The organism is Chitinivibrionales bacterium, assembly GCA_014728215.1.
In the GTDB taxonomy this organism is placed as follows: Bacteria; Fibrobacterota; Chitinivibrionia; order Chitinivibrionales; family WJKA01; genus WJKA01.
Map to the genome: position 1 here is coordinate 1 of WJLZ01000023.1, position 10,483 is coordinate 10,483.

Consider the following 10,483-nt stretch of genomic DNA (forward strand, 5'->3'; position numbering starts at 1 on the left):
GTGAATAGACTGCCATTAAATTTCTCCCATTTTATTATTTGTCTTTTAACCGCCTAATCTTATTCATTTAAAACGGGCAGCATTTACACCATCTGGTTGCGCTACATGTGAAGTTGCGAAGCAATTTCTGCCTTAGCGCTGTTGTAGGTTGTTAACGCACCCCCATTTGCTTGTTCCGAGTCATTCTTCCCACAGTTGGAGAGCTTCCATTCTGAAACCTGCTTGGCCAATGTTTTTGCAGTTTCTATCATCTGATTCTTGAATTTCTCGTCTTCCATGATTGCTGAACTTTTGTTCAACATATCAATTGCTTCATCAAGCTTCCCCTGCATCAACATGCTGTTTGCCAGATTGCAACAGATTTCCAGTAGCGCCTTTCTTTCCATTTCTATCCATTTCTCTGCATCCTTGGGACGGCCTGCGGCAAAGTGTACCGTGTGTTCGTTGTACCACATCGTGTATTGAGTAAGCCATGCTCTGTAAGCCCGTTCCGCCTGTCGGTACTTTCCGGTTCTATGCAGATCTGTTGCCCGTTCGTAACTCTTGTCCTCGACGTATCTCCTACAACATAATTTGTATTTCTTTCCACTGTGGCACAGACATGGGGATCTGGATGCCAGTTTAAAGGGTTTGAAGGCGTTGCCCAGTCTTCTTTGTTGCCATACCTTTCTAATTGGATCAAAGATATGAGAGTTCTTTTCCTTCACATAGATAGTCTTTCCAAGTGAAATGCGCTTGCCTTTGCGTTCGAGCAGGCAGAAGATGTGGTACTGCTCATCGGCAAATGATACGGCGCTGAGGGACAGGGCTTCCTTCCTATCAGGAGCATCAACAGCATGTCGGTTTGGGTTATCGGGATCGTAAGGAGCTGTCCATATTTCGGAGATACATATAACGTAGTCAACCTGAACCCGCTTAACTTCAGCTGCAACTTGGCTCCAGAGAATCCATTTGTCTGATCTGGTTTCGGGTTGCAGGTTTATGATCTTTCCCGGGGCTCCGTCCTTGAGTAGCATCACGATAGTGACATGCCCACCATCTTTGGCACATATCAATCTTGCTTTCTGAAACAGTGTGTCACAGACCTCAAAGAAGCCTTCCTGCTGAACATTGAACTTCTCATCCTTCAAAAACGGGTATCGATCCAGAATCTCTTGGTCTGAAATCTCGGGAGCAGGTTCGGAAAAGGAGATCACGTCCTCTCCTGTCGCGATCTTGAAGAGTTGGCTTCGATCCCAATTGTTGTCCACCATGCAATCAGGTCGTTCATCACGACGTTTTGCCGTTTGTGAAATAAACTCTTCACTCTCCGATTCGTCCTCAATTGTAAGAAAACTCTGTGCGTCAATCAAAAGGTATTTCAATACACCATAGCAATAGGCAAGGGCATTGAGAAGTTCATGGTCCGGTAAGGTAGCAGAAATCCACCTCTTCTCAATTCTGTAGAAACCGAACTTGGTAAGAGTCTTTGGCAGATCGCGTTTACGAAGCTCTTCAAGTATTTCAGTAGAAGTAGTAGAAGGTGGTACAATGAAGCTTTCGAAGCCTGTGTCTTTGTAGTCCACCAAGATGGAAACTTTAAACTGGCTGTTGACAACCAAATCACCTTCTTTTTCTATGTGATTACAAGATTCGACTAACCACGAAAGTATTTCGTCGCCCTTCATCGCTGTACGCCATCTCTCGTACCATACGTCAAAGGAAGGGAAGCCAGACTTCTGTTTCTGAAGCATAAAAGTGACACTGCGCAAAGATTGAATACAAGAGTTCAGCTGGATATGGAAGACATCCAAGTTCCAGTAGGAACTCGCGCACTGATGCCATAGAAAGTGGGAATCTTCTAAACGTTTCCCGGCAGTTTGGAGGGCTTCAGGTTTTGTTGACGATGTCATATTGCTTCTTGTCTGTATCAATGGGGATGGGTGGATTTCCTACAACTAATAAATCCCAAAGCAAAATATCATTATAAATCATACCATATAAACCCTAAAAACCCCTAAAAACTTCGGAATGAGCACTTTGGAGTGAGGAATGGGCTGGCCGGCTATTCGTACCAGAGCGCATCCATTCGTGCCATTGTCAATAAAGATTTAATATACTAATAAGCGCTTTGCGAAACAATAAAAAGTATGCAATTTTTAGAATACGCCCTGTTTACACATGTTGGCCTGCAATGGTTATGTAATAAACCGTAATAACACCTGTCCCTTGGAAATTGTTCCGCAAACCAGATTATCGAGCTCTAAGGAGATGGGTAATCGGTTAGAAAAGCGGGAAATCGGCGATTGTGGTGCGGAATGGGGGGCGTTGCGGGGGCTCTCCCCCGCAGAAGGGGGTGCGTCCAAGACTCGCTACTGCGAGGCTTGGACCAGGGGGAAAGCTTTCCCCCACCAAAGGCATTTGATCATAAGGCATTTGATCATAGCTATACACCGGAGGGCATAGGGGGAGAGTTGTATATAACAAGCTTCATTGTGGGGAAATGCATGCTTTTTATTTTTACATCAAAGGACCTTGCCAAAAACCACCGAGTTAAATATATTGTATGTCAGCGGGGGAGACAGGCGAAAAAGGATCGAAACACACAGGCAAATGTATCAAGAAAATTACCACATTTTAATGATGAGTGATTATGCTCGATTGGGAGTTTGAAAAAAGAAACTACCTATCGGCAGAAGGGGGAGCTGTATATGTTTCACATTAAAACACACATTAAATGGAAAATTGTAGTAGTTCTGTTTGTAATAAGTTTTACCGCTTATTCTCAAACTTCTTCTTTGGTTTCTTTAGGCAGCAACGGCAAATTAGTATATGCAACCGATACAAAAGGAAACAAAGTTCCCGATTTTAGCTACGTGGGCTACCATCATGGAGAAAAACCACTACCCAATGTAGCTGTGGCCAAAACAATTTCACCGGTATCTGGTGATAATCTTTCTAATATTCAGAGTGCAATCGATGAAGTATATGCAATGACCGCGGATGCAAATGGCCATAAGGGAGCGGTATTACTACGTGCTGGAACTTATAATGTCAATGGTTCTATTAATTTGAAAAGCGGTGTAGTGTTAAGAGGTGAGGGTAACGATGCCCAGGGTTCTATTATCATAGCGACAAAGCCGTCTCAGCACACATTAATAATTGTCAAAGGCAGCAATGGACCATCGGATGAACCATCAACCAGAACAAAAATCACCGATAGCTATGTTCCTATCGGCACTAAAACATTCAATGTGGCATCCGGACACCCCTTTGCTGCCGGTGACAGAATACTTCTTGAGCGCAAACCAAACCAGGCATGGATTGACGAACTCGGAATGGGAACATTAAGCCAAACAGATCCCGGCGATAGTGATTGGTCACCAGGATCCTACACAATAGAATCGTTTAGAAGAATTGTTGCCGTAAATGGTAACGAAATAACGATTGATGCCCCGATTGTCGACCATATAGAAGAAGCATATGCTGAGGGATTTATTACAAAATATACGTGGAGTGGCAAAATCGAAGAAGCCGGCGTTGAAAATTTGCGACTCGAAAGCATCTATGCATCTGATGAGGATGAGGACCACGCATGGAGTGCTGTGGGTTTTGAAAATTCGGAAAACTGTTGGCAAAAGGATATTAATGCCTATTACTTTGGATATGCATGTGGTATTGCCGAAGATAATTCATATAAGATAACAATAAAAGATTGTGAGATTTTCGATCCAAAATCGAAATACCGTGGTGGACGGAGATATGCATTTAATGTAGCCGGCGGACAACAAGTATTATTCGAAAATTGCACAGCACATTCAGGAAGGCATGATTTCGTATCCGGATCCAGAACACCCGGCCCGAATGTTTTTTACAACTGCTTCTCAAAAGAGAATACCTCTACCAATGGCCCACACCATCGATGGTCAACAGGACAGTTGTATGACAATGTTATCGTAACCGATCAATTAGCTGCAGAAAATAGAATGAACTCGGGCAGTGGACATGGTTGGGCAGGTTCACAGATTATGTTTTGGAACTGCGAAGCCAAAGACATTTTATTGCAAGATCCTCCAATGGACCATACCAACTGGGCTATTGGTTGTATATCCGAATCTGCTATTGATGGAAATGGTGACCGATCAAATGAGCCCGCTGGTGTTATAGAATCTGAAGGAACTCATATTTCTGATATACCAAGCTTATATCTTGCTCAATTAAATGAACGCTTAGACGCATCGTCAACAACTGCACCCCCAATTATAGCAAATTTCAATAAAAGCAAGACAAAATTAATAGGAATACAAGAAGTTTTTGGAGGTTTGAAAATACTGTTGAATAAACCATTACAGAATAATCTTACAATTGCATTATATGAAGCCAATGGGCGACAAATAAAATCATTTATCACGTATTCAAATAAGCACGAATTTTTAATCCCTCTTGATAACATTAATGATTGTAGAGCCCTTATTGCAGCAATTAATCTCGATGGAAAGATCTCAACCAGAAAAATAGTATTATTTAAATAATTAAGGCGAATCATAAAGACGCGCCTTTTTGTTTTATAGGTAAATTTACCAAATCTTGTTGTCCTTGCTGCTCGCATACCGCCTCAGAAAAGAAGCGTTTGCTCCGGTTACTATTAGGCGTTTTTTTTAACTTCCACGCCGACCATATTCCTCAATATTTTATATTCGACAAAAATATCATAAAAAAAACAGCAAAGAGGAAATATAATTTCCGTTTTTGCATGCCGGTGGATACTATTATATAATGTACATGGGCTACCCGGTCCTGGTAACGGAGTATCGACTCATATATTTCGTTGTATCGCAGCGCCGCAAAAAATTAACAGTGGAACAGGACCAGTTTTATGAAACGGTATTTCCTGAAGAAAATGGTGTATGCCTTTGCAGGCGTCATGATGTTTGCCGCTCAATCGGCGGGACAGGGATATCTATTGCCCGATACCTTATGGGCCAAGGTGACCTTTTATGATTTTCACGCCAATGACAATTGCGAAAAGCCGAATGAATGCCCCAACCCGATCAATCCTGATTTCCAGAATTGCAATCCGGGCCAACGAGACGACATGGTACAGGACTATCTTGACAGCCAGCGAAAGCCGGTGTTCAGACAAAACCGCGCATGCAACCTCCATATTGACCAGTGGTATCGTCCCAGCGGTATTACCGGATCGGAGACATTTGCCTACGATACGAGCTATGGGGGCTGGCGGTGGACCGGCCTGTCACCCAGCGTCATCGATCCTACCGGGTGGCAGGGGGCGAACTGGAGCGATGAGCCTCCCATGGGCGCCGATTCCATGACCAATATCGTCTTTTACGATTCGCTTCCGTTCCTGCTTACCGATTCGGCTACCGGTACCTATTCGTTTGTCAGGTCAGTCAACATTCCGCCGAACGATCAGTTTTTCTGGCTTGACGGCCGCGGGTTCGGCAATGAACCCCAGGTTCCGACTGAATATGATCACAACTTTGCTTTTACCATGGAGCTGCACCATGAATTCACTTATAAGGGGGGCGAATTCTTTACATTTCGTGGAGATGACGACGTGTGGGTCTTTATCAATGACTCGCTGGTGATCGATCTCGGCGGCGTGCACGGCGAACAGACGAGTTCAGTCAACCTCGACAATCTTGGGCTGACTGTCGGACGGAAATACATGTTCGATTTTTTTTATGCGGAACGCCACACCACCCAGGCAAACTGCGTTATCACTACCAATGTTCTCACGCCAACCCAGGCTAACGGTTTTATTATCCGTCCCGACACCCTGACGCCGGATCCAAACGATCCGCCGCCCGGTGTCAATGATACGACAATCGAGTCGGGCCAGTGCCTGAATTTCAGGGTGTGGGTTGTCGACGACACCATGGGACTTCGCCGGGACTGGGATTCTCTGGTCCAGTGGGAAGTCTACGATACCCTGGGCAATCCGCTTACGTATGATACAGTGACAAATGAAAATGAATTCTGCTTTTTGCGGGCCTACGGGTGCGTGATAATTTATCTTACATTTCCCGATCCGAACTATCCGGAGGTCATGCTCCGCGATTCGATGCGGGTATGTGTCAATCCGGGAGAACCCCACCATTTGCTGGTCGAAGGAAGTCCCGATTCACTGGTGAGTCTCAGGTATGATAATCCGCTCGATTCGATCACCATGAATCCGACACAGAGTCAGGTGAGCGTCTATGCCATTCTGCGCGACAGCGCGGGAAACTTTGTCGATCAGTCTGCCAACACGCAGTGGACTGTTTTAACAGGAGGAGAATATATAACTGTTGCCGGGGGCAATCCCTCTCAGGGAGAGGGAGTTATCCAAAAACGTGCGGGTGTGCAGTCGGGCGTGGCGACCGTGGAGGCGCGCAGCCTGACCCGTTCGGGCGCGCTGTTCCGTGATACGGTGAAGGTAATCATTCAGCCGGTCGATTATACCGCTATTCGGATCGCTGTCGGCCAGGGAGGCCTTCGTACCCCGATCGACACGCTGGCAATACGATATACAACCGATACACTTTTATACGCCGAAGGATTCCGCTCCGACGGCCTTGGATGGGAGCAGGTCAATGCCCAGTGGGGCCTTATTACGATCACCTCAATCGGTGCGCCACCGACATCGGCCTCTTCATGGGATTTCGAACCTGCAGCAACCGGGACCGGAAAGATGTGGGTCAATTATGCCGGGGTCAGGGATACAATCGGTGTAAGGGTGCTGCCGGGAGGACCGGCAAGTCTCGAAATATACCGCTCCACCGGCACACCACAGCCCGGTGACCGGTATAACCCGCCAACAACAGTTTACACCTACCGGGCAGGTCAGACCATTCCGCTTGTGGGCAAAATTTTCGATCCCTACGGAACCTGGCTTCGCCAGTACGAAGACACTGCATCGTTAAGTAATTTGATCCGATGGGAGGTCCGTCGCCACTCTAACGGCACCCTGATCGGTCCATCGGTGGGAACGCTCGCTCAGCGTGCCGGCCATGCGACTTCCTTTGTGCCGCTCCAGGCCTACGAAACAAATGGGGATACGCTGGTACTCAATATTATATCGATTTTTGAGCAGGATCTGAAGCTGTTCCGTGATACGGTACGCGTGAAAATTATCCCTTCATCGCTGTTGCATCTTGTTGTCGAAGGGAGTCCGAACCGGGGGGTAAGTCCCAATGATGATAACCCACTTGCACAAGTCAATATGACCAGTGCAGATTCGACCCGACTGGCCTACGCAATTCTCCGGGATCAGCATGGCAATTTTGCCGGATATGCCGATACCGCGCAATGGTTAAGTCGTGATGAAACCGTGGTTACCGCTGCTGCATCGGCCCAGTTGAGCCAGGGTGAAGGAGTGATACGGCGCATAACGACCTCATCGGCCCAGACCTATGTCCATGCGACCAAAGGCTCTTATTCCGATTCGGTGCTTATCGTGGTCGACAGTATCACCTATACCGGACTCCGCCTGGTGGTCAACAACAACGGCTTGCGCGATATCGACACACTCCGCGTGCGAAAAGATCAGGATACAACGCTCTATGCGCTGGGAAGACGATCCGATAATGGCGCCTGGGCGTATGTGGATGTCACCTGGTCCTATCCGGGACTGAGTATCAGCCCCGCCGCTCCAACGCCGGGGGATCGATGGACATTTTCGCCCGATGCGTTCGGTACGGGAAGAATCATTATCCGGAAAGGCGCGATCAGTGATACGGTTGTCGCCAGGTTCTCCGAGGGCCTCCCGGTCAGCCTGGTACTGTTCCCCAAAGAGGGGACACCCTATACGCCGGGCAATGATCCCTATCCGGGTACCGATATTACTGTCGATACCATAGCCGGAGCGGCTATTCCCGTTGTTGCCAAAGTGTTTGACTCTGAAGGTTCATGGATTCAGAGCTACGAAAATCCGCCGGCGGCTTTTTCGTGGGATCTGGTCGAGCTTGCCGGTCAGCCACCCACAGGAACACTTTCTCCGCTGACAGGGCATTTGTCAAATTTCAGCCCCACGCGCGCCTATAATACGGTTGAAATTCGCGCTCGGATTACCATTGGCGGTGCAACCTTGTCGGATGCTGTTCGTTTTTATATCAAGCCAGGCAGTGCCAACCATCTGGTGATCGAGACCAGTCCCGATCGCGCACTAAGTCCCAATGCCGACAACCCACTCGATAATTTGACAATAGGAAGTGGCGACACGATCGGGTATGCCTATGCGATTCTGCGTGATGCCTACGGCAATTTTGTCTCGCCCTCACCCGCGACAAACTGGACAAGTCTGGCTTCGATTGTTGCGGCAAGTGAAGGTGTTGTATCGAATGGTGAAGGCAAGGTTATGCGCCGCGCCGACAGCGGAATTGCGCAGGTTGTAGCTGCCAACCAAAACAATGGTACCCTGAGAGACACCTTTGCCGTTACTTTGAGCAATATCAGCTATAGCGCTGTTCGGATCATGGTAAACAATAACGGATTGACATCACTTCAGGGAGACAGCCTGGTTCTCCGGACCGATCAGGACACGACACTTTACGCGGTGGGCCTCCGTTCGGATAACGGCGAATGGGATAATCTGGCACTGCGATGGACAAGCACAGGAATCAATGTAAATCCTTCGGCACCGGTATCCGCCGATCAATGGGCTCTTCAGCCATCGGATACGGGCTCTGGAAATATCATTATCAGCCATTCAACCGGCACCGAAACGATTTATGATACGATCACCGTACACTTTACTCACGGACTGCCCTCCAGGCTGGTGCTTTTCCCGCAAACGGGGACCCCCTATGAGAGCGCCAACCAGCCGCTGCCCTCCAGCGATTCGCTGACCGCAGGAACTGCCTATCAGATGGTTGCAAAAGTTTTCGATCATCGGGATGTCTGGCTTAAGGAATACGAAACGGGGATGCCGCCGATCACCTGGCAGACTGTCGAGCTCACCGGCATGCCGCCAACCGGCACGCTGACTCCGCTTACCGGATATATGAGCACGTTCATGCCGATTCGAGCACGGAACAGCCTGTATATCATTAGTGAATTCAGCTCCGGCGGCAGGACATTCCACGATACGGTCCGGATCGGAACACGGGCAGGTACCGCACACCATGTGGTAATCGAGCCCACGCCCGATCCATTTGTTTCGCCGAACATGGATAACCCGATTTATTCGGTGACCTTAACAAGTTGGGATACTATTTCGACCGTTTATGCTATTCTGCGCGATTCACTCGGCAACTACGTGGCGCCGCTGACCCAGGCCGACTGGGCGGCAGAAGATACCGCGATCGCATGGGCCGGTGATGGTATCGTCGATTTCGGTGAAGGCATTATTATCCGCCGCGCCGATGAAGGTGCAACGCAGGTTGTGGTTTGGAATGCCGATTCATCCATGTCGGATACGATCGATATCGTTCTCAATGATATCGTCTATACTGCACTGCGCCTCGTTGTCAAACATCAGGGATTGCGGGATATCGATACGCTGATAATGCGCACCGATCAGGATACGACCCTCTATGCGCTCGGACAACGCTCGGATAACGGCCAGTGGGACAATATCCGGGTTACCTGGAATGCCGGGACACTTCCTGTTGCTCCTGCCGCGCCAGGCTTTGATGACGCCTGGACATTCAGCCCGGGTGGCCTTGACACTGGGGTTATCTCGATTGCCGTCCTGGACCCCGCGGGGAATCCGGTTTCGGACCAGTTGACCGCGATCTTTACCCCGGGGCTTCCCGACAAGCTCGTTTTGTACCCGACAACCGATGCTCCGGGAACAAATAATAACCTTCCCTACCCACAGCGAACCACTATCGATACCGTTGCCGCGGGCGATTCGCTCCAACTGGTGGCCATGCTGTTCGACCATCAGGACCGGTGGCTGTCACAATATAATAACGCTTCATCGCCGGTACAGTGGAGTATGGTCCAGCTTGTGGGAAACACGGCATCAACAACACTCAGCCCCAGGAACGGGAGCAGGAGCGTTTTTAGGCCGGTGAATGGGTACAGCCGTGTCTATCTGATTGCACGGTATGATGCCGGCAGCAGGTACCGGGCCGATACGGTACAGGTATATGTCAAGGCCGGACCGGTTCATCACCTGGTGCTCGAAGCCAGCCCGGATAGAAATTTAAGCCCGAACGATGACAACCCCGCAGGAACGATTATAATCGATACGTCCGATACCATTGCAAATGTGTATGCGATCCTGCGCGACCCGTACGGCAACTGGGCCGGATATTCGCAGAATACTCAGTGGAAAAGCCCGCTTATAGGCGATACGCTGGTTCGGGTTACCGATGGTAACACCACGGTTGGCGAAGGCCGTATTATCAGGGCGTCCGATTTCGGCGGTAATAGCCGGGTTGAAGCCACTTATGGGTTGAATGCTGCTCTGAAAGATACGGTGAATGTTATTCTTTCAACCATTTCATATACGGAAGTAAAAATTGTCGTGGATACGGGAGGTGGTTTCGCGCAA

3 protein-coding genes are annotated in these 10,483 nt (G+C 48.6%); 2 read left to right on the forward strand and 1 reads right to left on the reverse strand.

What is annotated here, in order from left to right; all coding sequences use genetic code 11:
• Window positions 1–101: 101 nt before the first annotated feature.
• Entirely contained in the window at window positions 102–1,892 is a 1,791-nt protein-coding gene (locus GF401_01640; GenBank protein ID MBD3343747.1) for a hypothetical protein, read from the reverse strand.
• 756 nt (window positions 1,893–2,648) lie between these two features.
• On the opposite strand from GF401_01640, the gene GF401_01645 reads away from it, so the two are divergent.
• Together GF401_01645 and GF401_01650 are read left to right on the forward strand one after the other, a co-directional pair.
• Window positions 2,649–4,511 carry a hypothetical protein gene (locus GF401_01645; GenBank protein MBD3343748.1) on the forward strand — a complete coding sequence of 621 codons (1,863 nt, stop codon included), beginning with the start codon at window positions 2,649–2,651 and terminating at the stop codon, window positions 4,509–4,511.
• Between the two features lie 563 nt (window positions 4,512–5,074).
• On the forward strand, window positions 5,075–10,483 hold a 5,409-nt coding region (locus GF401_01650; GenBank protein MBD3343749.1), incomplete at its 3' end, for a fibro-slime domain-containing protein.

Bases quoted from the DNA above. Each gene is read 5' to 3' on its own strand.
- GF401_01640 (MBD3343747.1), bottom strand. From the start codon at position 1,892: ATGACATCGTCAACAAAACCTGAAGCCCTCCAAACTGCCGGGAAACGT.